The 22,212-nt window shown below is 62.0% G+C and carries 23 protein-coding genes; 8 read left to right on the forward strand and 15 right to left on the reverse strand.

Features of this window, described 5'->3' with window-relative positions; translation table 11 throughout:
* Nucleotides 1–157: 157 nt before the first annotated feature.
* On the forward strand, nucleotides 158–1,429 hold the full coding sequence (locus tag M0639_RS06775; RefSeq protein WP_080726745.1) for an EAL domain-containing protein: 1,272 nt from the start codon (nucleotides 158–160) through the stop codon (nucleotides 1,427–1,429).
* A gap of 57 nt (nucleotides 1,430–1,486) precedes the next feature.
* Here M0639_RS06775 and M0639_RS06780 read toward each other — a convergent pair whose 3' ends face one another.
* Nucleotides 1,487–1,729, reverse strand: a complete 243-nt coding sequence (locus tag M0639_RS06780; protein WP_003944403.1) for a hypothetical protein — start codon at nucleotides 1,727–1,729, stop codon at nucleotides 1,487–1,489.
* Nucleotides 1,730–1,801: 72 nt separating this feature from the next.
* Nucleotides 1,802–3,172 (reverse strand): cytochrome P450, encoded by a 1,371-nt coding sequence (locus M0639_RS06785; RefSeq protein ID WP_080726744.1) that lies wholly within the window; start codon nucleotides 3,170–3,172, stop codon nucleotides 1,802–1,804.
* Nucleotides 3,173–3,263: 91 nt separating this feature from the next.
* Here M0639_RS06785 and M0639_RS06790 point away from each other — a divergent pair, with 91 nt between their 5' ends.
* Nucleotides 3,264–3,884 (forward strand): TetR/AcrR family transcriptional regulator, encoded by a 621-nt coding sequence (locus M0639_RS06790; protein WP_042452208.1) that lies wholly within the window; start codon nucleotides 3,264–3,266, stop codon nucleotides 3,882–3,884.
* Nucleotides 3,885–3,915: 31 nt separating this feature from the next.
* On the opposite strand, the gene M0639_RS06795 is transcribed toward M0639_RS06790, so the two are convergent.
* Nucleotides 3,916–4,539 carry an AAA family ATPase gene (locus M0639_RS06795; protein WP_064074639.1) on the reverse strand — a complete coding sequence of 208 codons (624 nt, stop codon included), beginning with the start codon at nucleotides 4,537–4,539 and terminating at the stop codon, nucleotides 3,916–3,918.
* Nucleotides 4,536–4,970, reverse strand: coding sequence for a nucleotidyltransferase domain-containing protein (locus M0639_RS06800; RefSeq protein ID WP_037131485.1), 435 nt, complete (start codon nucleotides 4,968–4,970; stop codon nucleotides 4,536–4,538). The genes M0639_RS06795 and M0639_RS06800 overlap by 4 nt, the downstream gene beginning before the upstream one ends.
* 119 nt (nucleotides 4,971–5,089) lie before the next feature.
* Here M0639_RS06800 and M0639_RS06805 point away from each other — a divergent pair, with 119 nt between their 5' ends.
* Complete coding sequence (locus M0639_RS06805; protein WP_003944338.1) at nucleotides 5,090–5,575, forward strand: flavodoxin family protein; 486 nt, start codon at nucleotides 5,090–5,092, stop codon at nucleotides 5,573–5,575.
* Here the strand turns inward: M0639_RS06805 and M0639_RS06810 are convergent.
* From M0639_RS06810 to M0639_RS06820, 3 genes are all read right to left on the reverse strand, one after another.
* A complete protein-coding gene (locus M0639_RS06810; protein ID WP_007726731.1) occupies nucleotides 5,548–5,793 on the reverse strand; it encodes a hypothetical protein in 246 nt (81 codons plus the stop codon). The genes M0639_RS06805 and M0639_RS06810 overlap by 28 nt on opposite strands.
* The gene (locus tag M0639_RS06815; RefSeq protein WP_003944423.1) at nucleotides 5,793–6,179 is read right to left on the reverse strand and encodes a nuclear transport factor 2 family protein; all 387 of its coding nucleotides are present in this window, start codon (nucleotides 6,177–6,179) and stop codon (nucleotides 5,793–5,795) included. The genes M0639_RS06810 and M0639_RS06815 overlap by 1 nt, the downstream gene beginning before the upstream one ends.
* Nucleotides 6,180–6,291: 112 nt before the next feature.
* Nucleotides 6,292–6,792: a flavin reductase family protein gene (locus tag M0639_RS06820; protein ID WP_007726733.1), complete on the reverse strand. Its 501-nt coding sequence runs from the start codon at nucleotides 6,790–6,792 to the stop codon at nucleotides 6,292–6,294.
* A 240-nt stretch (nucleotides 6,793–7,032) separates the two neighbouring features.
* Between M0639_RS06820 and M0639_RS06825 the strand changes: the two genes are divergently transcribed.
* Nucleotides 7,033–7,734, forward strand: a complete 702-nt coding sequence (locus M0639_RS06825) for a PadR family transcriptional regulator (RefSeq protein ID WP_003944324.1) — start codon at nucleotides 7,033–7,035, stop codon at nucleotides 7,732–7,734.
* Between the two features lies 1 nt (nucleotide 7,735).
* On the opposite strand, the gene M0639_RS06830 is transcribed toward M0639_RS06825, so the two are convergent.
* From M0639_RS06830 to M0639_RS06850, 5 genes are all read right to left on the reverse strand, one after another.
* The gene (locus M0639_RS06830; protein WP_207624488.1) at nucleotides 7,736–8,518 is read right to left on the reverse strand and encodes an IclR family transcriptional regulator; all 783 of its coding nucleotides are present in this window, start codon (nucleotides 8,516–8,518) and stop codon (nucleotides 7,736–7,738) included.
* Between the two features lie 250 nt (nucleotides 8,519–8,768).
* Nucleotides 8,769–9,680 carry a biphenyl-2,3-diol 1,2-dioxygenase gene (gene bphC / locus M0639_RS06835; protein WP_007726736.1) on the reverse strand — a complete coding sequence of 304 codons (912 nt, stop codon included), beginning with the start codon at nucleotides 9,678–9,680 and terminating at the stop codon, nucleotides 8,769–8,771.
* A 39-nt stretch (nucleotides 9,681–9,719) separates the two neighbouring features.
* The gene (locus M0639_RS06840; RefSeq protein ID WP_003944352.1) at nucleotides 9,720–10,901 is read right to left on the reverse strand and encodes an acyl-CoA dehydrogenase family protein; all 1,182 of its coding nucleotides are present in this window, start codon (nucleotides 10,899–10,901) and stop codon (nucleotides 9,720–9,722) included.
* A 51-nt stretch (nucleotides 10,902–10,952) separates the two neighbouring features.
* Complete coding sequence (locus M0639_RS06845; RefSeq protein WP_058038551.1) at nucleotides 10,953–12,149, reverse strand: 3-ketosteroid-9-alpha-monooxygenase, oxygenase component; 1,197 nt, start codon at nucleotides 12,147–12,149, stop codon at nucleotides 10,953–10,955.
* A 126-nt stretch (nucleotides 12,150–12,275) separates the two neighbouring features.
* Nucleotides 12,276–12,821 (reverse strand): hypothetical protein, encoded by a 546-nt coding sequence (locus M0639_RS06850; protein ID WP_064074640.1) that lies wholly within the window; start codon nucleotides 12,819–12,821, stop codon nucleotides 12,276–12,278.
* Nucleotides 12,822–13,043: 222 nt separating this feature from the next.
* On the opposite strand from M0639_RS06850, the gene M0639_RS06855 reads away from it, so the two are divergent.
* Complete coding sequence (locus M0639_RS06855) at nucleotides 13,044–14,618, forward strand: AMP-binding protein (RefSeq protein WP_039972740.1); 1,575 nt, start codon at nucleotides 13,044–13,046, stop codon at nucleotides 14,616–14,618.
* A gap of 24 nt (nucleotides 14,619–14,642) precedes the next feature.
* Here M0639_RS06855 and M0639_RS06860 read toward each other — a convergent pair whose 3' ends face one another.
* Nucleotides 14,643–15,326, reverse strand: a complete 684-nt coding sequence (locus tag M0639_RS06860) for a response regulator (protein WP_064074641.1) — start codon at nucleotides 15,324–15,326, stop codon at nucleotides 14,643–14,645.
* Nucleotides 15,323–16,975 carry a sensor histidine kinase gene (locus M0639_RS06865; RefSeq protein WP_231915011.1) on the reverse strand — a complete coding sequence of 551 codons (1,653 nt, stop codon included), beginning with the start codon at nucleotides 16,973–16,975 and terminating at the stop codon, nucleotides 15,323–15,325. The genes M0639_RS06860 and M0639_RS06865 overlap by 4 nt, the downstream gene beginning before the upstream one ends.
* Before the next feature lie 112 nt (nucleotides 16,976–17,087).
* Between M0639_RS06865 and M0639_RS06870 the strand changes: the two genes are divergently transcribed.
* A complete protein-coding gene (locus M0639_RS06870; RefSeq protein ID WP_058038573.1) occupies nucleotides 17,088–18,140 on the forward strand; it encodes a Bug family tripartite tricarboxylate transporter substrate binding protein in 1,053 nt (350 codons plus the stop codon).
* A gap of 93 nt (nucleotides 18,141–18,233) precedes the next feature.
* Complete coding sequence (locus M0639_RS06875; RefSeq protein ID WP_003944372.1) at nucleotides 18,234–19,619, forward strand: CitMHS family transporter; 1,386 nt, start codon at nucleotides 18,234–18,236, stop codon at nucleotides 19,617–19,619.
* A 6-nt stretch (nucleotides 19,620–19,625) separates the two neighbouring features.
* On the opposite strand, the gene M0639_RS06880 is transcribed toward M0639_RS06875, so the two are convergent.
* On the reverse strand, nucleotides 19,626–20,813 hold the full coding sequence (locus M0639_RS06880; RefSeq protein ID WP_082893211.1) for a nitric oxide synthase oxygenase: 1,188 nt from the start codon (nucleotides 20,811–20,813) through the stop codon (nucleotides 19,626–19,628).
* A gap of 235 nt (nucleotides 20,814–21,048) precedes the next feature.
* Here M0639_RS06880 and M0639_RS06885 point away from each other — a divergent pair, with 235 nt between their 5' ends.
* A complete protein-coding gene (locus tag M0639_RS06885) occupies nucleotides 21,049–22,209 on the forward strand; it encodes a globin domain-containing protein (protein ID WP_064074680.1) in 1,161 nt (386 codons plus the stop codon).
* Nucleotides 22,210–22,212: the final 3 nt, after the last annotated feature.

The following is a 22,212-nucleotide window of genomic DNA, read 5'->3' on the forward strand; positions in this document are numbered from 1 at the left end:
GTCGATGTGCACTTTGCGGCGCGGGATCAGGTTGTCGTCACCGGGTTGCGCCGAGATTTGCGGTAGTCTCGTTCGGTGTCGAGCAGCCGGCGCTGCCATCGACGCGTCCGGCCGCATGAACGCTTGGTGGTCCCGACTCGTAGTGAAGAGCCACACCATGGCGTATGACACCAGCAACGGTTCGACATCGTCGAATTCTCCGATCACCCAGTTCTCCGATGTGATTGGTCTGGAAGTAAGCATGCAGTTCGCACCGATACGCCGCCTCGACGACCACGCACTTGCAGGCGCCGAGTTGCAATTGCGTGGGCCTGACAATTCCTCTCTGTGTTCGGCGCATGCCCTCCGTCGCGCCTCGCAATTGATGCAGCAACGCTCGGAATTCGACAGTCACAAACTGGCCATGTCCCGTACTGCACTCGCATGCACCGTCGCGGATCGCCTGCCGTTGCTGGTGGCAGTCGACTCGGCTTCCCGAGCAGCTCTGAACGCTCCTGGTATCGAAGGAGCGACGAGAAATCTGCAACGGATCGTCATCACGGTTGACAGCGCATCGGTGCTTACCGATCCCCACAACTCTCTGGCAGTGATCAGAGAAGCCCGCGCGGGCGGTCGTCTGATTGCACTCGACGGTGTCGGCATCGACAGGCACTCGGCGACACTTCTGTCTTTGGTCGAACCCGACATCATTATCACTTCCGCTGAATTGCTTTCCAAGGCAGCATATTTCGAAGTGGGAACGACGGTGCACGCGCTCGGCGCCTACGTCGAGCGATCGAACGCGATTATCCTTGCCGAGGGTGTCGACTCGGAATCGTCCCGTCTTGCCGCAATCACCATCGGAGCCACATACGGAACGGGTGAGTTGTATCCCGCAGTCGACGATCCGAGTTCACTGTTGTCCGAACCGGTCGTCGCGATGCCCGACAGTCCGGTGTGGAGTGATCCAATCCCCGAGGTGGGCACTCCCTACTCGATCGTGTCTGCTCACAGCCGGATCCGGCGCGGTACCAAGCGTCTGTTGATCCAACTGAGTAAGTCTCTCGAAGCGCAAGCCGCCACATCGGGTTCCTCGATGCTTGTTCTGGGCACCTTTCAACAAGCCGAGCATTTCACCGCATCCACAACAGCACGGTGGCGTCACCTCGCCGATACCGTAGGGTTTGCCGGTGTGTACGGTGTCGGACTGTCCGTGATGCTCGACGGTAAAGTTCAACATGCACCGCTCGACCCGGGTGATGATCTCGTCAACGAGTGGACGGTCGTCACTCTGGGACCACACCATGCGGCGATGCTGTCGGCGCGAGATCTTCATGACAACGGTCCAGATCTCGAGCGGACCTTCGACTTCGTGCAAACCTACGATCGCACCACCGTCACCCAGGCAGCGCACTCTATTCTTCGTCGTTACCCCAAGACGAATTCGTGAACCCCGTACCGATGTTCTCGACGTTCGCCGCGAGCGCTGCCCGACCGGCGATCGTGGCTAAGGAGTGGCCGGGCGCCGCGCAGCACGTCTCTTTGCTGCAGAGTTGAGTAGATACCTTTCGGCGACCGTGTAGTCCGTGACGGTTGCGCCATCCGGTGCTGTGGTGTGGGTGAGCAGTTCGAGATAGCGGCGACGGAAGACATGGGCGTCGGATTCTGCGAGTAGGAACTCCGCCGCTGAGACGACCTCTGGTTTCGGAGCAGCGCGTGCATGCCGGTTTCGGGCGGGCCGAGTGCTCATGTTTTCCTCTGGATTTCGAAAGCGTCTGTGCCGGTAGTCATGTGCGAGTTGATCTTGACGTCTGTTCGGTCGCTACCGGTCATGAGAAGTCGTGAGTGGTTTCAGATCGATCGGCTGTCCGTCGGAGGGGAACGGCAAGGACATGTAGTTGAGAGGGGCGGTGTAGCCGGGCGCGACCTGCCAATCGAAGCGTGTGAGCAGGTGGTGCATGATCGCTTTGATTTCGACGCCGGCGAAGTGCATGCCGAGGCATTTGTGCACGCCTCCACCGAACGGTTCCCAGGCATACCGGTGCACCTTGTCTTCACGTCGGTGGTCCGCGAAACGTTCGGGATCGAAATGTTCGGGGTCGGGCCAGTACTGCGGCATGTGGTGAGTGAAATGTGGCACCACTGACACGTAGGTCCCAGCGGGTACGAAGTGGTCCTGTATCTGGGTGTCACACACCGCTCGGCGAGCCATGACCGGCACGGGAGCGACGAGTCGGAGGCATTCTTTCATCACCAGGTCCAAGCCGGCGAGTTGGTCGAGTTCGGCATAGCTCGGCGTCGACGTACTCAGTGCGAGTGATTCCGCCCGACATCTGTTCTGCCACTGAGGATTCTGGCCGAGATATTGCATCATTGTCGAGATGGTGATGGTGGAGGTGTCATGTGCGGCCATCAGCAGGAAGATCATGTGATCGATCACCTCGCCGTCGCTGAAGCGCTGTCCGGTGTCTGATTCGATGTGACAGAGAACGGAAAACAGGTCGTCGGTTTCGCGTGAACGGCGCGCAGGTAGGTAGCGGCGGAAGAAGTTTTCGAGGGTTCGGCGCCCGTCGAGGCCGCGCTTCCATCTGGTGCCGGGAACTCGATAACGGATCACCGAGGTTGCAGCTTGCACGCAATCGACGAAAGCTTTTTTCACAGAGTCGATTTCGCTTTCAGTGGTCCCTTCCGCGCCGCCCATGAAGATGTCGGTCGCCAGGTTGAGTGTGAGAGCTTTGAGGGCGGTGTAGGCGCGGAACCCATCGGACGGAGTCCAGGCGTCGAGCGCGGAGGCGATCGCGGGATTCAGCACGTCCACGGTCTTTTCGAGACGCGATCTCGTGAATGCTTGTTGCATGATGCGTCGTTGTCGTAGGTGCTCTTCGGAGTCGAGAAGCATCAGACCCCCGTGAAAGAAGGGACCGATGAGCACTGACCACCCGTCGCTGTTGACAAAAGCGCGGTCTTTGTTCTGGAGAACTTCTTGGCATGCGTCGGGCCCGAGGGCTGCGACCCACCGTCTACCGGCCATCGAGAACCACGAGACTTCGCCATAACGATCCCAGCGTTTTTGCATCAGAGCGAGAGGGTCGCGGATGTATTCGAAAGTTTGCCCTATTCCGGGTAGTCCCGAGTTGCCTGAGATGGGACGCAACTGCGACCGGATGGGTGGAGCGGCCAGGATTTTCGACATCACGTACCTGCCTTCCGTTTGCATCTGACAGTGGCGCCTGTCAGATGGGGGTAGTCTGCGTCACAGTCGCGTCGTCTGTCAAGATCGACTCATGGCTTCTCCCACGCCCCGTCGATATGCCGGTCTGAGTGGTGAGCAGCGGGCCGCGCTTCGGCGTGAAAGCTTGCTTGCAGCAGGACTGGACGTGTTTGCGGCCGCGGGCAGGCAGGGTGCCACCATGACCGCCATCTGTGCGCATGCCAAGCTGACAGAGCGATATTTCTACGAGAGTTTCACCAGCAGGGACGAACTCCTCCAGCAGGTTTTCGACGGAATCGTCGACGAGGTGCGCGTGGCCGGAATGGCTGCACTCCGAACGACCGAGGGGACACGGGAGGAGCGCGTGCGGAGCGCCATTGCTTCGTTCGTCAACATCCTGACGGACGATCCTCGAAAAGGGCGTGTCGCGATGGTCGAGTCGGTGGCTTACGAGCCGCTGCGCACTCACCGGCGGGGGGCGCTGCGTGGGTTCGCGCAGATGGTGGCCGACGAGGCTGCGCTCTTGTACGGCGATCGAGCTTGGCCTCCCCATCAGGGTGAGATCAACGGATTACTGTTCGTGGGCGGCCTGGCCGAATTGGTGACGGCCTGGCTCAACGGCGAAATCGACATCACGCCCGCTGAGATCGTGGATGCCGCAACCTTCCAATTCACATCCACAGCGCACCGATGAAACGCGGGGCCGGCGATGCGGACTGCCAACTCTAGTGGGCGGCATGTGTCGTGATTCGAGGCAGTTTCGGGTCTGAATTGTCGATGACACTGTCCGCGCGGGTCCAGGGCTCTGCAGCCGCGAAGTACAGACGTTGGCCGCCGACATAACGGTTCATCGACGGGTGTTCCGGATCCGCCTTCGTTCCGTCGCGAAGGTTCATTCGCTCGGCGGTGATCTCGAAGGGCACGTCGAGAAAGATCGAATAGTCCCATCGGGAAGCAAATTCGTCCCGATGCAGAAAGAGTCCCTCGACGAGGACCACGGCTCCGTCGGCTGCATGCAAGTACGCGTCGCTGTCCCGTCGTGGTCGGTACTCGCGGTTACCTCCCGGTCTCAGAGGGGCGAGAACATGACGCTCGAGGGCGTCGTAGTCGTAGCTGTCGAGCCAGAAGCCTTCCGGTGACAGCCGACCTCTGCGATGGCGAATCTCCGGCGGATTGAGGAAGTCGTCGACGTGAATCACAATGGCGGGGCGTTCATTCAGCTGTGCTGCAAGACTTTTCGTGAATGTCGTCTTGCCGCTCCCGTCGACGCCGTCGATCGCGACGACGGGAGAGCCGCGCAGCGCGTTTATTTCGGCGGCCAAGGTCTCGAAGACCGTCTTGGTGCTCATCGAGCAGTTCTTCCCGCGCTCGTAGCGACGCGAAGAGGCCCGGTGTCGTACAGGATTCGGTGGCCGTCTTCGAGGACGCGTCGAGTGCCCGCGTCGAGCGGAAGGTCGGCCCAGCTCTCGCTCGCGAAATTCAGTTCGACGAGAAGACCGGACCGTAGGCGGAAGCGTCGTTCTCGGACTGGCCCCCAGTTGGCGGCTCTGATGAATCGCGCGTCGGGGCGGAGCCGGTCGAACCAGTCTTCATTTGCGAGCGCGTTCGCGTCGTCGGCCAGGATCATCAGATCAAGATCACTCGCCATACGCTCCGCGCCGCGCGCGTAGGACCCGACCAGCGCTACAGCTTTGACGTCATCGTGCTCAGCGGCCCATCGTTCGACGTCGACGAGCAGCGCGTTCACCGCACGTCTTCGTCCCTTCAACCTTGCTGACATACCGGCATCATTCCCCATCGCCACCCTTCTCCGTAGCTTCGCCGGGGCCTCTATCCTGGAACTGTCAGTGACAAACCAGGCGGAGGGATGCGTATGTCCAAAATGAGAGAACTCAGCCGATGAAAGCAATCATCGTGTGTACCTCTGTCTCCCATGGCAATACGAAGCTGATCGCCGATGTCATCGGAGAAGTTCTCGATGCTCGCGTGGTCGAGCCCGGTGACATCGACGCCGCGCAGCTCGCCGACTACGACCTGGTGGGGTTCGGCTCCGGCATCTACCTACGCTCGTACCACGCAGATTTACGCTCGTTCGTCGAGGCACTCCCCGAAGAACGGCGATCCAAGGCTTTTGTCTTCGCCACCAGTGGATTTCCTGACAAGGGGATTCATCGCTTCTCGCGTCCACTGGTTCAGTTGCTCGAACAGAAGGGCTTCGATGTGGTCGCAGCCTTCTCGTCCCGTGCGTGGGATACCTATCTCCCGTTCAAGCCTTTCGGCGGTATCCGGAAGGGGCGGCCGAACGCCGACGACTTGGAATCGGCGCGCATGTTCGCCGAAATGCTACGCGGAAGCGTTCAGGACAGCTTGCCCGGCACCGGGTAGCTGCGCAGGCTCATCTCCAGCTCACCGGCGTCGGCAAGGTCGTTGATCGTCTGGCGCAGAGCGCCACACGTCCGCTGAGCGTTGGCACGGCTGTTCGCGCGACCCAACTCCGGGCACACTTCCTGCGACTCTTCGAGCCATTGGACGCTGGTGTGCGCTTCGCTGTACTTCTCGACGAGGACACGGTTTCCGCAGTTGCGGCAACTGACCTGACGCATCAGCGTGCAATCAGATCGGCCGGTGACCAGAAGGCGCGCATGCTCGTGATCTTGGCGTCCTCGTCGAAAGTCATGACGTCGATCGGTTCGACCTCGTACACCTGATCGCCCACCGGTGTGACGACGCGGAAGTGGAAGGCCGCGCTGGATCCGCTCACCCGCAAGGTAAGCAGTTCCGTCTCTTGCGAACCGCCCTCGAGAGCGCCGTAGAACTCGGTGATCGCGGCCTTGCCGACGCGGGGTTCGCTGCCGACCGGGTCTTCGAGCGTCGCGTTCTCGGCGTAGAGGGCGGCGATGTCCGCTGACGATCCGCGAGCCACGGCGTCGAGGTAGGTGGTAACCGTCGCCGTGATCGCGGCCGTGGTGTCTGGTTCGAGAGTGGTCATCGAGTTAGTCCGATCAGTCGAGAAGTTCAGGGTCTGACAACTACTTCGGACGCTATCGGTGCGGGCTCGATTCGGCGCCGGCATCTCCCACGCAGCGGGACAGCCTGAGCACTCAGGCGTCGAAGCGTCCGAACCCGCCGCGGTAGAACAGAAGCGGACCGTCGTGGCGCAGCACGTTCAGATCGGTGATGCGTGCGACGACGATGGTGTGATCACCGGCGTCGTGCTCCTGCTCGACCGTTGCTTCGATGCGGGCGAGCGCGCCGCTCAGCGCCGGAGCACCGTTGCCGGCGGCATCCCACTCGACGCCGAGGAACTTGTCCGTCCCGCCGCGAGCGAACGCCGAACACATGTCCTGCTGATCGTGGGCGAGAACATTGATGCAGAGAGTTCCCGTTTCGCGAAGCTTCGGCCAACTTGTCGACGTCTTCGCCGGGCAGAACGAGAGCAACGGGGGATCAAGCGATACCGAGACCAGGGACTGGCAGGTGAAACCGAGGGGTGAATTTCCGTCGTGAGCGGTGATTACGGTGACGCCAGTGCAGAAATTGCTCATCACGTTGCGAAGTGTGCGTCCGTCCAGAACTGGTGGCTCGGCGTTTTCCACGGTCATGTCGTCTCCTTGTTCAAATCTTTTGTTCAAAACTCTGCAAACAGCTTCAGAAGCAACGATGTGTGGCGCCGCGGCCGTAATCCAGCGGCAGTCCCACTCAATGGCAGCAATGGCTTCTCGGCACGGGTCAGGACCGACCGAGTGGCAGGTGGAGGGGTTTCGAGCAAATTTGATCCCGCTCAGCGGTCCGTTCGGATTCTACGAAACCAGCAAATGACCAGTGATTGTTAGACTTCGGGCATGTCCGAACCTGATGACGTGTCCCGAGGACTTCCCGCTACCAGCTGGGCAGTGCTCGGGATGCTGACGTTCGGGGAGGAGCTGACCGGAAACGATTTGAAGAAGTGGGCTGACTGGAGTGTCGGCTTCTTCTATTGGAGCCCGTCCATCAGCCAGGTGTACGCAGAACTGAAGAAGCTCGAAAGCATCGGGTTCGTGGAGTCCCGGGTCGTCTCCGAACCAGGGGTGCGAGGCAAGCGCCTTTACTCCATTACTCAGTCAGGAACCGACGCCGTCCGGACGTGGTCACGGGAGGCACCGGTGGAAGTTCCGGTGCTCAAGCACGGTGTGATGTTGCGTCTGTGGATGGGACACCTCAACGAGCCCGAGCGACTGAAGGCGCTGGTGGAAGCCCACATCGCCAATGTCGAAGAGCAGATTCGACGCGCGAAACTCCACGCAGATCATGCCGAGAACGAGCCGGCCTGGTCGTTCCCGGTCATGACGTTGCGATGGTCGGAACGGTACTTCCGAGCCGAGATCGAACTTGCTCGCGAACTGCTCGACGACATCGATCGTGCGACCGCCGAGTTCGCGAACGTCGCCGAGCACGACCGACTGGGATCACCGTTGCCCTCGACGCCTGGCAAATGGAAGAACGTCGAGGAGTACGTGTTGGCGCTCGAGCAAGCCGGGCTCACCGGCAACGGTTCGAGTATCTGAGTCAGGCCCCGGCTGCGGTCGGCATGTTGCGCAGCAGATGACGACGTTGCAAAGTCGGAGTGACGCTCAGCGATCCGCCGTCGATGCCTCGCCAAATTGCAGCGGCCGCCATACGGACCGGCGCTGCGCTGACGTGGTCGAGGCGGAGGGCCTTCGACGGCGCGCAGATGGATACCGCGGCGACGGCGCGGCCGATGGGGCCGATCGGTGCCGCAAGACAGCTGAATCCCGGTAGGCCGTTTCCGGATTCGAAGGCCACCCCGGACTCGCGGATTCTGGCGAGGTGGGGCAGTGCGTAGCCCGGGGACTTCGGCGAACCGAACGCGAGCAGTGCCTGACCGATCGCAGTGGTCTCGGCGCGGCGTCGACCACCGACACGCGTCGGCACTGCGGCGGCGAGGCGTCCGCCGATCTTCTCCATGTAGACCACATCGGGCCCGTCGAGGATGCCGAGGTGAACCACGAATCCGGTGACTCGGTAGAGCTCGTGGAGAAGCGGCATGGCTGCAGCGTGGAGGCGGTCCTGATGAACCGCGAGCGATCCCAGTTCGACGAGGCGCATACCGAGTTCGTAGTCACGGCCGTCGCGACGCAGCCAACGCATCGAGACGAGACGTTCGAGCATGCGGTGGGCAGACGAGCGGGGAAGGCCTGTGCTCCGAACGACTTGAGCGAGCGTCAACCTGCCGGGACCGTCGAAGGCGTCGAGAACCAGCGAGACGCGATCGAGAATTGCTGTCGGGGCCGAATCGGCGCCTAAAGCATCCACAGCCTGCAGTGTCATCGTGTACCTCACTTCTCTTAGAGCTCCACAACCAGTGAACTGGCTATTTCAATTAGAAATAGTGTCATAGAGTTACGGATTTGTGAAGTGGATCACCGGTCTGTTTTCGGGCGCGTCGCGGTGGAAACGACGAGGGGGTTTGCGCGAATGCTCGCGCAAACCCCCTCGTCGTTTAACTACTGGCAGGTATTACATCGCCACCGGCAGGTATTACATCGCCACCGGCAGGTATTAATCGCCACCGGCGGTACTACATAGCTGCCAGTGGTTCGCTTCCGGACCAGTCGTGGCCCCAGTAGCTGTCAGCGGTGATCTCCTCGGAGGAGTACGAGTCCTGATCCACCCTCGCGCCCTCGGTGCCGAACTCGATGTCCCAGCCGCCGGGTGCGCGGACGTAGAAGGAGATCATCTTGTCGTTGGTGTGACGACCCAGGGTCGACGACACGGAGAATCCGTCCTTCATCACGCGGTCGAGTGCCTGGCCGACGGCGTCGAGGGTGTCCACCTCGACCATGATGTGAATCAGGCCGGGTGCGCCGCCGTGCGGTGCCGGGCACAGGGCCAAGCTGTGGTGACGCTCGTTGACGCCCATGAAACGGATTCGCAGCGGCCCGAATTCAGGCGGGGCCGGCAGGCGGAAGGCGCCGCGCGGGTAGAAGCCGAGCACCTCGGTGTAGAAGTCGAAGCTCGCAGCACTGTCCATGACGGGGAGTACGACGTGGCCGAGACCCTGTGAGCCGGTGACGAATCGAGCGCCGAAGGGCGTCACCACGGGGCTGTGGTCGAGGATCGCTCCGTGGAAGACCTCGATGGCTGCTCCGCCGGGATCGGTGAAGGCGATGACCTCTTCGACCCGTCGAGCATCTGCTTCGGCGAGCGAAAGCTGCTCGACCTCGGTGCCGTTCTTTTCGAGTGCTTCTTGAACGCGGCGCAGTGCGGCGTGGTCGGCGACCTCCCAACCGATGTTGACGATCTCGTCGCGCTCACCCTCGACGACGACGATGCGAGCAGCACGCTCGTCGAGTCGTAGGTAGAGCGCGTTCTCGTCCGGCCCACTGCCCTTGGCGAAGCCGAGGACGTCGAAAGCGAAAGTGCGCCAACGTGCCATGTCGTTGGTCGAGATCTTGACGTAGCCAAGTCCCTTGATGTCGGTGCGTGTCATCGTGTCTTTTTCCTGTCGATTTCTTGTGTCGAAGTCTGATCAGATCATCGCCCGCAGCGGACCCTGCGGGTCTGCGCCGAGACGGCTCAGTGATGCGGCGTGGAAAACGGTGCTCGGCACGTGAATTGCGTGATGCTGTCCAGCATGAGCATCGCGCCAGAATCGCTGAAGCGGCTTGTCCATCCGCAATGCGTTGCCACCGCAGCGTGGGTAGACCTGATCGATTGCGTTGACGGCGCGCCAGGCGGCCTGTACCTGAGTCTGACGTCCCTCCGCGCGCTGCTCGAAGGTCACTTCCTTGCCAGCGTCCACTCGATCCCACATGCGGTCGACGTTGGCAAGCAGGGTGTCGCGCGCAGCCCGGATGTCGGCGGTTGCCTGACCGATGGCGAACAAGGTGTACGGGTCGTCCTTGATCGCCGTGCCCTGCGCGTTGATGCGATCGGCTTGGTACTCGTTGGCGTGGAAGAGCATTCCCTCGCAGATGCCGATCGTGGCGGCGGTGATTCCGAGGGGGAAAATGTTCGACCACGGCATGAGGTACAGCGTCTCGGTGCGCCCGTACTTGCGCACTGCCGTGCCGTCGATGACCTCGTCGCAGTCCATGACGCGGTAATCGGGGACATACGCATCCTTGACTACGAGATCCTTGGAGCCGGTGCCGCGAAGTCCCATGACATCCCACGAGTCTTCGATGATCTCGTAGTCGGTGCGCGGAATGATCACATGGAGCATGCGCGGCGGCATCTCCATGTTGCCGTCCTTGTCGCACGCCATCGCGCCGAGGAATGCCCAGTCGCAATGGTCGGTACCGGAGGAGAACTGCCAGCGACCGGAGAACTTGTAGCCGCCGTCGGTGGGGATACACATTCCGCCGGGCATGTACGGCGATGCCATCCAGGTGTCGGGATCGGATCCCCAGATCTCCTGCTGCACCTTGGGATCCGCGAACGCGAGTTGCCACGGGTGAACTCCGACGATCCCGTGGACCCAGCCGGCCGACGGGTTCAGTGAAGCCATGCGCATGACGGTTTCGGCGAATTCGCGCGGATGCGCCTCCATGCCGCCATGCTCCTTGGGCTGCAGCATGCGGATGGAACCGATTGCCTTCATCTTCTTGGCGGTGTCGTCGGCCACCCGGCCGATCCGCTCGGCCTCGATGCCTTCGGCGAAGATGTCGTCGGCCATCGCGTTGATCTGTTCGAGCACTTCGTACGTCATGTTGTTCCTTGCATCCAGTCTGGTTGTCTCAGCAGTGTTTTCGACTGCGGATCAGGAGGTTGTCTCGAGTGCCTGGGCGTCGCGTGCGGCAACGTTTTCGGCGACTTCCCGCTTCCAGCTCTCCACTGCGCGGGTGGTGTCGATCTCGAATTCGAAGCGCTTCGTCATGTCTTCCGTGACATTCTCGACGTCGGTGTAGAACTGGTTGTACCAGCGACGCAACTGGTAAACCGGGCCGTCCTCCTCGGAGAGCAGGGGGTTGTCGATCGGAGCTTTGTTCTTCCAGATCTCCACGTCCTGAAGGAATCCCATCTCGACGCCCTCGGTGAACTGCGCGGCCATCGCGGCAGTGGACTCGTCGTCCATACCGGGTAGCTTCTTGACCATCGCGCCGTACTGCAGGACGAACGCATTGTTCGAGATCGGGTAGTGGCAGTTGATCAGGACGGTCTCGATGATCTGCCCGTTGGCTTCGCTCTTGATCCAGTCGATCATGTACGACGGTCCGAAATATGAAGCATCCGAACGGAGCACAGCGTTGGGATCGCCGTAGTTGGTGCCGCTGATGACGTCCTCACGTCCCACCGATTCCATGTACTGGCTCGCGACATGACCTTCGAAGATGTTCTTGAAGTACTTGGGGAACGAGTAGTGAACGTAGAAGAAGTGGGCCATGTCCACGACGTTGTCCACGATTTCGCGGCAATGAGAGCCTTCGATGGTGAGCGTGTTCCAGCTCCAGGCGCTCCACTCATCGCTTCCGAAGCCCTCGATGTCGGGGATCGTGACCTCGGCGGGCGGGGGATTTCCCTGGGGATCGTGCCAGACGAACAGCTGACCGTTCTTCTCGAGAGTGATCCATGCCCGCGTCTTGGCCAGCGGCGGAACGCGTCGTGCGTAGGGGATCGCCGTACATTTTCCGTTACCGCCCCAACGCCAGTCGTGGAACGGGCAGGCGATCGAATCGCCCTTGACGGTTCCGTGAGCAAGGTTGCCACCCATGTGGCGGCAGTAGGCGTCGAGAATCTTGATGTCGCCCTTGCTGTCGGCGAAGACGACAAGGCTGGTGCCGAATGCCTCGATCTGGTGGGGCTGACCGTCGCGATAGGTATTGCTCAGTCCGAGGCAGTGCCATCCACGTGCGAACCGTGCGGGAGGCGCTGCCGCTTCGATTTCTCGAATTTCCTCGCCGGCGCCCGTCTGCGTCGGGGTGTCCGTAGTGGTGAGTGGGCCGGTTCCGAGTGCCATGTCTTCCTCCGAGCCGCGTCTTGCGACGCTCCAGTGATGTGATCCGTCTCATACAACGACGAAGCGTCCGCTGGAGATACGGCAGTTCCCGCTGGATGGAACGCCTACTCGGTGACCTGCAGAGATTCAGCTCGCGAGTGTCGCCACATCGTCGATCGCGTAAGTCGCCCAGGCCCGGGCAGTGACGACCCCAGCGGGATCGGTGGCGACCAGAGCTACGTCGGCCACGCTCTCGTGGTCCTTCTCGTACGTCGCGAGCACTGTCACGGAGCAGTGCAGATCTGTTCCCGTGGAAGTCGCGGTGGAACGTCCGCGGAAGCGTCGTAGTGACGCCGAGCCGTAACGACGAGCAGCGAAATCAGCAAGGGCGGCAACGGAATCGGTTCCGGTGCCCGCTGTCGGGACTTCCCGGACGAAGACCTCGGCCACCAGATGTCCGGTCTGGTCGTGGTATTCGGTGATCCGCTCGAGTGTCGAACTCAACGCCCTCACGGATCCGGTGAGCAGTGCGCCGGGATCGGGGCGTCCGAAGAACACGACGTCCTGCTCGACGACGGCCCCGTCGGGTGCCGAGCGCACGGTGCCGTACAACGAGTCGAAATCGGAGAGGAGCGTGGTGGCAGTACGCGGAGCAGTTGCCGTGAAGTGGGCGGTACCGAGGTTGGTAGTCATGACACTCTCCGTTGGACGCGACCGAGACGCTGTCGTCTCGGTGGGTACATCGACGCTAACCACCGCTCTCGCGGGTGACGACGGGCTTCCCGCTGATCGGGAGCATTCTCGGATTCGATCGAAGAGGTGGAACCTGTTCCAGTTTTGTGCAATTCTGGATATCGTATCCGTGACCGGGAGCACATCTCGATGACTGCACGCGCCGAGCAGAAGGAAGACCAGATGACAGACGAGTTCGCTGACCTGCACCGACCGGTATACGGTCCGGACCTGCTCATCACCGCTCTGGAACGCAATCACGACAAGCCCGCGCTGTACCTCGGCGACGTGATCCTCACCGGCGGTCAGATGCGCGATCAGATCAGCTGCTTCGCCCAGGCGCTCGCGTCTTTGGGAATCACTCAGGGCACCAGCACCGCGATGCTGTCGAAGAATCGCCCCGAGGTTCTGATCAGTATGGGCGCGACCATGATCACCGGCTGCCGGGCGAGCGCCTTGAACCCGATGGGATCGCTCGACGACCACAAGTACATCGTCGACGACGCCGAGATCGAGACGCTGATCTTCGATCCCAATGCCTTCGAAGAGCGTGCCGCCGAGTTGAAGGCGTCGTCACCCTCGTTGACCAACGTGCTCTCGATGGGGCCGTCCGAGGTGGGAATCGACATCCTCGCGCTGGCTGCCACGTTCGAGCCCGCGCCGCTGAAGGCAGCGCACGTCGACGCCGAAGACGCCAGCAGCATGGTTTACACCGGTGGAACGACCGGCAAGCCCAAAGGTGTTGTCGGATCCTTCCGTTCGGGTGCTGCGCTCAATCAGATCCAGATGTCGGAGTGGCAGTGGCCCGAGGACAACCGCTTCCTCATCTGCACGCCACTCTCACACGCAGGTGCAGCGTTCTTCATCCCGACCTTGCTGCGCGGCGGTGCGTTGATCGTCCTGCCTGCCTTCGAGCCAGGTGCTGTGCTCGAAGCGATCGAGAAGCACAAGATCACGGCAACCATGTTGGTGCCCACCATGATCTACATGCTCATGGACCACCCCGATCTGCCCAAGCGGGACGTCTCGAGTTTGCAGACGCTGTTTTACGGAGCGTCCGCGATGTCTCCCGCCAGACTGCAGGAGGGCATCAAGAAGTTCGGTCAGATCTTCTTCCAGTTCTACGGTCAGACCGAGTGCGGCATGACTATCTCGGTGCTGCGCAAGGAAGAACACCTCGCCGACGATCCGGCCCGCCTCGCCACGTGTGGGCGTCCGGTGCCGTGGCTCGACGTCCGGTTGCTCGACGACGACCTCAACGAGGTGCCGCAGGGAGAACTCGGTGAGATCTGCGTCCGTGGCCCGCTGATCATGAAGGGCTACTGGAAGAAGCCGGCCGAAACCGCCGAGGCGTTCCGGGGTGGTTGGCTGCACACCGGCGACATCGCGCGCAAGGACAAGGACGGGTTCATGTCCATCGTCGATCGCAAGAAGGACATGATCGTGACCGGTGGTTTCAACGTGTTCCCCCGCGAAATCGAAGACGTGATCTCGGCGCATCCGTCCGTCGCGTCGGTGGCGGTAGTCGGTGTGCCGGACGACAAGTGGGGCGAAGCCGTCAAGGCCTGTGTCGTACTTCGTGCCGGACTGACCGTCGACACCGAGGAACTGGTCGACAAGGTGAAGGCAGCCAAGGGTTCGGTTCACGCTCCCAAGAGCATCGACTTCGTGGAATCACTCCCGCTGACACCGCTGGGCAAGCTGGACAAGAAGGCGCTGCGCGCGCGGTACTGGGAGACCAGCGCCCGCGCGGTCTAGGAACCAGCGTCGTATAGCGAAGGGTCAGCGTTTCCAGACGTAACGACGTTCCGGGCGGCCCACCACTCCGTATTTCAGCGAAGTGGTGGACCGCCCGGTTTCGTAGAGGTATTCGAGGTAGCGCCTCGCGCTCGCGCGTGAGATGCCGACCCTCTCGGAAATGTCTGTGGCCGAGGCGGGTTCGGTTTCGTCTCGTAGTGCTGCCTCGACCAGCTGAAGGGTCTCAGGACTGAGTCCTTTCGGTAGACCCTTGAGGGACGACGCCGTTGTCGCGCCACCTGCCACGCCGAAAGCCTCGTCCACCGCCTCCTGTTCTGCTTCGCCGGAGCTGTCGAGATTCGCATATGTCGATCGGTAACGCTCGAGACGCTCACGGAGAACCTCGAACGTGAAGGGCTTCATCAGGTAATGCACGACGCCGCTGCGCAGCGCTTTCTTGACCGAGCCGGCCTCGCGCTCACTAGTGATGACAAGAACATCCAGCTCCGGTGCCAGCGCGCGAAACGGGGCGATCAGATCGAGTCCGGTGGTGCCGGGCAGGTGGACGTCGAGAAGCACCAGGTCGGGTTGCAACTCACCGACTGCGGCCAGCGCGGTCTCGGCCGAATGGGCAACGCCGCACACTTCGAAACCGTCTATCCGTGAGACGAATCCGCTGTGCACCTTCGCCACCATGAAGTCGTCGTCGACCACCAGTACCCGGATCATGCGCCCTCTCCGTCGTGTAGGACTGCGCTGAAGACAGTCCACTCGATGTCCTCTGCCGAACGAGTGCTCACGGTGACGTCGCCGCCCCGCCGACGACACGTCAGGCGCACCAGCGCCAAACCGAAACCGTGTCCGTCACTCGATTGTCCCTTGGTGCTCCAACCCTGGCCGAACACCCTGTCGCGATTCTCCGGCGCGATACCGGGGCCGGCGTCCTCGACCCGCACTTCGACCGCGGTGCCACGGCCCCGAATCGACAACCGAACCTTGCGGCGCGCGGCTTCCGGCATCTCACCGACGGCGTCGACGGCATTGTCGACGAGGTTTCCGACCACTGTCACGAGATCTCGTCCGAGTCTGCGGTCCACCGGTTCCAGATGCGTGTCCGCCGCCAGCTCGACCGTGACCAACCCCTGTGCAGCAGCACCTATCTTGGCGATCACGAGTGCGGCGGTGCCGACGTCGGCGATCTTCTCGGTCACGGTCGCGCTGACCTGCGCGCGCTCCATGGTCAGACCCTCGACGTAGCCGACCACCTCGTCGTATTCGCCGAGCTGGATGAGGCCGGAGATGGTGTGCAGTTGATTGTCGAACTCGTGGATGTGGGCGCGTAGTGCGTCGGTGCTGGTTTTGGTCACGTCGAGTTCTTCTTCCACGGAGCGCAATTCGGTGCGGTCGCGGAAAGTGGTGACCGACCCGATGGTGCGGCCTTTCGATTCGATCAAGACGGTGTTGAGGACGAGCAGGCGATCGCCGACAAGAACCAACTGATCGGATTCGGTTGTGCCGGAGGTCAGTACACTCTGGAGGCGGTCGTCGAGACCGAGGTCCCGCACCGATCTACCGGCGCTGCCGCGTGGGATGTCGAGGAGTTGGTGGGCACTGTCGCTCATCAGCACCACCTTTCCCTGCGCGTCGAATGCGATGACGCCTTCCTTGAGACCGCGCAGCATTGCTTCACGTTGGCGAACCAGGTCCAGGATCTCGCCGGCTTCCATGCCGAGGGTTTGCCGTTTTACCCTGCGGGCCAACAGGATCGACCCGACGCCGCCGAGAAGGGATGCCACCGCGAGGTATACCAGGAGATTCGGTGCAGACTGCAGCAGCCGTGTCCAGATCGAGGGGTACTCGATGCCGACCATCGCGGTTCCGGTAATCGCTCCTTCGCTGCCGAGAATCGGAACGTGCGCCTCCACGGCCTTGCCGGAGGGCGTGTCGACCAAACCCGTCCACGACCGATCCTCCGTCTGACGTGCGTCGATGCCGACATCACCGGGACGCGTCGAAATGACGACACTGCCGTCGGCGTCGGCAAGCGAGACGTAGGTGACGCCCGAGATGGCGCGTACCGAGTCGACCGAACCTTGTAGTCCGGAGCGGAGACGGGTCTGCGCCTGGGGGAGTAGCTCGCGTACTGCCGGATTGGCTGCGAGCGATTCCGCTGCCGAGAGTGCGCGACGTCCCTCCTCGCGTTGGAAACTCGCGGACGACTGCGCGAGGGAGAGGGCGGTGACGCACACGAGAACTGCAACGACGATCAGAAGTTGCAGTTCGAGAAGTTGTGTCGCCAGAGTGTGCCGGCGGCGAAACAGCCGGGCAAACAGAGACGACTTGCTCTCTCGCTCCGCCTGCTCGTTTCCTGAGGACACCAGCCAGACCCTAGCCTTCAGTTCGATGCCGGGAAAGCGGCCGTTCGTGAGCACAATGAGCACAAATCAATTTGCTTTCCCAATGGTGACCCCAGTCACAAAGTGCGTAAGTATGAAACCTGTTCACACATCGGTACCGGCAGACAAGGACGAAGCCATGAGCACATCGAAGCGGCTGAGCAGGCATATCGCCCTGCTCGGTGCCTGCGCGATGACTCTCGTGCTCTCGACCGGATGCACTCCGGTCGAGTCCTTCTTCGCCGGTGGCCGAGCGGGTGAGAGTTCCGAAGAACTGCGCGTACTGGTGCCCTCGGTGGCCGGTGGTGGTTACGACCTGACCGCCCGGACCATGGTGCAAGCACTGGCCGACGAAGGGACCGTCGACGCCGACGTCGTTGTGCTGCCCGGATCGGGCGGCATCGTCGGACTCAACCGGTTGGCTCTCGAAAGCGGGAATCCCGACCTACTCATGGTCATGGGGCTCGGAGTTCTCGGTTCGCTCGAGATACTGCCGTCCGAGCACACACTTGCCGACGTGACACCGATTGCGAGACTCGTCGAAGAACCGGAAGCGCTACTGGTTCCAGCAGATTCACCGTACAAAACTCTCGCCGATCTGACGCAGGCCTGGGTGGCGGATCCGTCGTCGATCTCGATCGGCGGTGGTTCGAGTGAAGGTGGACCGGACGGGTTGTTCCGCCTTCTGTTCGCACGGGCGGTCGGCGTCGATCCGTCGCGCTCCCCGTACCGCATCTACGACGGCGGCGGCGAACTGCTTCCCGCACTGCTCACGAGGCAGGTCGACGTAGCCGCCACCGGTATCGGTGAGTACCTCGATCAGATTGCGGCAGGCACGGTTCGGGTCCTTGCGGTCAGCTCGCCGGCCCGTACCCCGGCGGTGGATGCGCCCACGATGGCGGAGTCTGGCGTCGACGTCACGTTCACCAATTGGCGCGGCCTCATGGCGCCGCCGGGCCTGACGGACGATCAGCGTCAGCACTTGCAGAATTTGGTGCGGGATCTGGCGGCAAGCCCGCGCTGGAACGAGCTGTCTCGCCGAAACGGTTGGAACAGTGCAGTTCTCACCGAACCCGAGTTCTCCGCATTCCTCACCGATCAATCCCGGTTCGTCGACGCAACACTCGATCCGCCCGGCATCAACTGAGCACTACCGAAGTTTCGTTTCACCTCCACGAAGGTCACCGGCTCGATTTGCCGTGCCGTTTTTCTCGGCAATTCAGCACTAAAGGAGTTCATCATGCTCGTCACACTCGGCTTCCTCATGGTTGCGGTGTTCATGTTCCTGATTCTCACCAAACGCGCGACCCCGGTGGTGGGACTGACTCTGGTTCCGGTGGCCTTCGGACTACTTGCCGGGGCGGGCCTCGGAATCGGCGACATGATCACCGACGGCATCAAGTCGCTCGCACCCACCGCGGCGCTGTTGTTCTTCGCGATCATCTTCTTCGGAATCATGATCGACGTCGGCCTCTTCGATCCGCTGGTCAAGCTCATCTTGCGGATGGTGCGAGACGATCCGATGAGGCTCGTGGTCGGAACCGCAGTGCTCGCGATGGTGGTCTCGCTGGACGGAGACGGTTCGACGACCTTCATCATCGTGACCTCGGCGCTGCTTCCGCTCTACCTCAAACTCGGTGTCAGTCCCGTCGTTCTGACGGTGATCGCCGGCCTGTCCAACGCGACCATGAACATCATTCCGTGGGGCGGCCCGACCGTCCGGGCCGCGAGCGCGCTGGGACTCTCACCCTCCGACGTGTTCGTGCCGATGGTGCCGTCGTTGATCGTCGGCCTGATCATGGTGCTCGGATTCGCGATTCACCTCGGGATCATGGAGCGCCGCAGGATCGGGACTTTGGTCCTGACTTCTGAGCGCATCCTTGAAAAGGTCGGAAACGGTGGAAGTTCCAGCACCGGTAGCGCCGGCACCGGCGGCTCGAACGACTCCGAGGACGACGGCGGCGACACCGGACGATTCATCGACGGCCTCGACCCCAAGCGGGACACCTTGCGGCCGAAATTGCTCTGGTTCAACGCTGCGCTGACGACGATCCTTCTCGTCGTACTCGTGATGGACATCCTGCCCATCCCGGTGCTGTTCATGATCGCGTCGTCGATCGCCCTCGCGGTGAACTTCCCGGCGGTCAAGGATCAGGGTGAAGCAATCGCACGCCATTCGTCGAGCATCGTCTCGGTGGTCGCGATGGTGCTGGCAGCAGCGGTGCTGACCGGCGTTTTCCAGGGAACCGGCATGGTCGAGGCGATGGCAGAGTGGCTGCTTCAGGTCATCCCCGACGCGATGGGCCCGCACCTCGCCGTCATCACGGGCGTCCTGAGTATCCCGCTCACGTTCTTCATGACCAACGACGCGTTCTACTTCGGTGTGCTGCCGGTGCTGTCCGAGACTGCAGCGCAGTACGGCATCGAGCCGGTGGAGATGGCGCGCGCCTCGATCACCGGGCAGGCCGTGCACATGCAGAGCCCGCTGGTCCCGGCGATCCTGCTACTGGTCACACTCGCCGGTGTTTCTCTGGCGGATCACCACAAGAAGGTTCTGTGGCGAGCGGGCCTGATCTCGATCACGATGCTCGTGGTCGGCGTCGGATTGGGGCAGATCCCCTTCTGAGCGCGATCAGTTGTGGAAGGGGCACCGGCCTTGGTCGGTGCCCTTCTTCTTTTTTGTCACGAAATTGGGCCGGATGTCGAGATCGGGCTCGTCGTACAGGCGGTGGAACGTCGGCGTGAGCGAGCTGGACATGGGCGGGTTCACCCATGACCAGTCGGTCGGGCACTTGCGCCCGGCCTTGTCCTCACGCGCGATGTGATCGATGAATTGCTTTGCGACAGTGTGATGGTCGACCATGATGACGCCGGCCTTGCGGTAGCTGTGGATAACTGCACGGTTCAGTTCGACCAGTGCGCGGTCCTTCCAGAGCGTGCGGTCGTGGCTCATGTCGAGCTCCATCATCGCTCCGATGGTGGGCAATATGTTGTAGCGATCGGTGTCGCTGAAGTTGCGTGCGCCTACCTCGGTGCTGACGTACCAACCGCTGAACGGCGTGCAGGGATAAACGATTCCGCCGATGTCGAGGTTCATGTCCGAGACCGCAGGGACGGCATGCCATTTAAGCCCCAGATCAGCGAACCAGCTGTATTCGGGGTGCTCGATCTCGACCTCGAGAACCAGGTCGGTCGGGACGTCGAAGTACTGCAGGGGTTCGTCGGGAACCGAAATCAGTACGGGGAGAACGTCGAACGGCGTACCGGCGCCCTTCCACCCCATCGCGGTGACCTGAGCAGTCAGATCGACGTGCCACGGGTCGCCCAGGATGGTGCCGTCAGGCTGCCGGTAGCCGGCGTAGCGGATCAGTTGCGGGCTGAGGATTCGGTACTCCTGACCGTCCTCGCGGGGGAGTGGCCCGACCGTCACGACCGACTGCAGAGCGCCGCCGTTGGTCGACAGTCGCAGGTGCTCCCAGCATGCTTCGGCGAGAGCGGAAGCCGTGACGGCATCGCGCGCGTCGATGAGTTTGAGGGTCCGCCAATGCGCGCGACCGACGCACCTGGCGTGGTTTCGCCACGCGAGTTTGGCGCCGACGAGCAATTCCTCCGCTGTGTGCGTGTAGGTGCCGGTCCGATGGAGTTCACGCAAGGCCTCACGCCGCCGAGACGTCGGGAGGTGGCCCAGTTCCGGAGAGTCGAAAAATTCGACGCACTCGAGTTCCCGACGCTGAAGCTCGGTCAGCGTCGGGGTAGTGGAGGCGATCTGGGACGTAAGCCCGCTATCGGTGGGCAATTCGTCCTGTCGAACAAAATCCACGGCACGACTCCTGTTTGGCTGGTTGAGATTTCGCTGAACGTTAGCTCGGCGATCGAGAGTGTCGAAGCTCTTGTTTATCTTGCACGCAAGAATAAGAAAGGGACGGTCACACCGCGAAATGGGGTCGCATTGTGACACTTGTCCAGAATGATTTACGAGTCAGACATTTGTGACATAAGCTGCAGACGAAATTCCGCGGCGGGTCTTGCCGCGTCTAGTCGGGACGAGGATGAGCGTGGATTCGCAAGCAATCTCTCTGGTCCGGTCGAGCTTCAAATCCGTCGCTGCGGTAGAAGATGGTCCGGAACGGCTCGCCCGTACCTTCTATTCGATCCTGTTCGCTCGATCGCCCGAAACCCGGGAGTTCTTTCCGGCAGCGATGGATGTGCAGCGTGACCGGCTTGTCAGCGCTATCGCTCACGTCGTCGAACGCCTCGACGAGTCCGACGCGATACTCGAGTACCTCGCACAGCTCGGCCGCGATCACCGTAAGTACGGCGTCACCGACGGGCACTACACGGCAGTCGGCAATGCCTTGATCGAAGCACTCGAGACCTTCGGTGGCGCCGAAATGTGGACCGACGAGGTCGACAGCGCGTGGCGTAACGCGCTCGCGATCATCTCGGCGGCGATGATGGATGCCGCCAACGCGGAAGACGGTCCGCCCGCGTGGTGTGCCACGGTCATCGAATGCCGCCCGGTCATCAAGGGCGTCGCCGTCGTGCGGCTGCAACTCGACCAGACGATGGAGTACCGCGCCGGTCAGTACGTCAGCGTGCAGGTCGCCGCGAGGCCACGGATGTGGCGCTACCTCTCTCCGGCCACGCCGTACGACGGGACCGGAATCCTCGAGTTCCACATCCGCCAGGTCACCGGCGGGTGGGTCAGCCCGGTCATGGTGAACCAGACCGCTGTCGGTGACACCTGGGTGGTCGGTTCGCCCATCGGCGCCTTGGGGATTCCGGAGAACTCCAAGGACCTTTTGATGATCGCGTCGGGAACAGGTGTCGCGCCTCTTCGCGCTCAGATCCTCGAACTGATCCGACGCGGCAACACTCGCAAGGTCCAACTGTTCTACTCCGGACAGCATCCGTGCGATCTCTACGACCTTCCGCATCTGTGGAAGCTGGCCGAGAAGTACCCGTGGCTCACGATCATCCCGGTCTCCGAAGAAGACGAGAATCCGTGGTGGCACACCGAAGCGGAGCCACTGCCGCCGATCGGCATGAAGCGGCGCATCGTCGGCAAGGTCGGTAAGGTCGTGACCTCGTTCGGGGACTGGGCGGGCTACGACATTCAGGTCGTCGGCAGCGAATCCATGGTCAACAGCACCAAATTCAGGCTTCGCGCAGTGGGCATCGACGTCGATACCGTTCGCAACGACCCGACGTACTGACCG

Source organism: Rhodococcus qingshengii JCM 15477 (genome assembly GCF_023221595.1).
GTDB lineage: Bacteria > Actinomycetota > Actinomycetes > Mycobacteriales > Mycobacteriaceae > Rhodococcus_F > Rhodococcus_F qingshengii.

Coding starts and splice junctions, on each gene's coding strand:
- M0639_RS06775 (WP_080726745.1), top strand. CDS start 158: ATGGCGTATGACACCAGCAACGGTTCGACATCGTCGAATTCTCCGATC.
- M0639_RS06780 (WP_003944403.1), bottom strand. CDS start 1,729: ATGAGCACTCGGCCCGCCCGAAACCGGCATGCACGCGCTGCTCCGAAA.
- M0639_RS06785 (WP_080726744.1), bottom strand. CDS start 3,172: ATGTCGAAAATCCTGGCCGCTCCACCCATCCGGTCGCAGTTGCGTCCC.
- M0639_RS06790 (WP_042452208.1), top strand. CDS start 3,264: ATGGCTTCTCCCACGCCCCGTCGATATGCCGGTCTGAGTGGTGAGCAG.
- M0639_RS06795 (WP_064074639.1), bottom strand. CDS start 4,539: ATGAGCACCAAGACGGTCTTCGAGACCTTGGCCGCCGAAATAAACGCG.
- M0639_RS06800 (WP_037131485.1), bottom strand. CDS start 4,970: ATGTCAGCAAGGTTGAAGGGACGAAGACGTGCGGTGAACGCGCTGCTC.
- M0639_RS06805 (WP_003944338.1), top strand. CDS start 5,090: ATGAAAGCAATCATCGTGTGTACCTCTGTCTCCCATGGCAATACGAAG.
- M0639_RS06810 (WP_007726731.1), bottom strand. CDS start 5,793: ATGCGTCAGGTCAGTTGCCGCAACTGCGGAAACCGTGTCCTCGTCGAG.
- M0639_RS06815 (WP_003944423.1), bottom strand. CDS start 6,179: ATGACCACTCTCGAACCAGACACCACGGCCGCGATCACGGCGACGGTT.
- M0639_RS06820 (WP_007726733.1), bottom strand. CDS start 6,792: ATGACCGTGGAAAACGCCGAGCCACCAGTTCTGGACGGACGCACACTT.
- M0639_RS06825 (WP_003944324.1), top strand. CDS start 7,033: ATGTCCGAACCTGATGACGTGTCCCGAGGACTTCCCGCTACCAGCTGG.
- M0639_RS06830 (WP_207624488.1), bottom strand. CDS start 8,518: ATGACACTGCAGGCTGTGGATGCTTTAGGCGCCGATTCGGCCCCGACA.
- bphC (WP_007726736.1), bottom strand. CDS start 9,680: ATGACACGCACCGACATCAAGGGACTTGGCTACGTCAAGATCTCGACC.
- M0639_RS06840 (WP_003944352.1), bottom strand. CDS start 10,901: ATGACGTACGAAGTGCTCGAACAGATCAACGCGATGGCCGACGACATC.
- M0639_RS06845 (WP_058038551.1), bottom strand. CDS start 12,149: ATGGCACTCGGAACCGGCCCACTCACCACTACGGACACCCCGACGCAG.
- M0639_RS06850 (WP_064074640.1), bottom strand. CDS start 12,821: ATGACTACCAACCTCGGTACCGCCCACTTCACGGCAACTGCTCCGCGT.
- M0639_RS06855 (WP_039972740.1), top strand. CDS start 13,044: ATGACAGACGAGTTCGCTGACCTGCACCGACCGGTATACGGTCCGGAC.
- M0639_RS06860 (WP_064074641.1), bottom strand. CDS start 15,326: ATGATCCGGGTACTGGTGGTCGACGACGACTTCATGGTGGCGAAGGTG.
- M0639_RS06870 (WP_058038573.1), top strand. CDS start 17,088: ATGAAACCTGTTCACACATCGGTACCGGCAGACAAGGACGAAGCCATG.
- M0639_RS06875 (WP_003944372.1), top strand. CDS start 18,234: ATGCTCGTCACACTCGGCTTCCTCATGGTTGCGGTGTTCATGTTCCTG.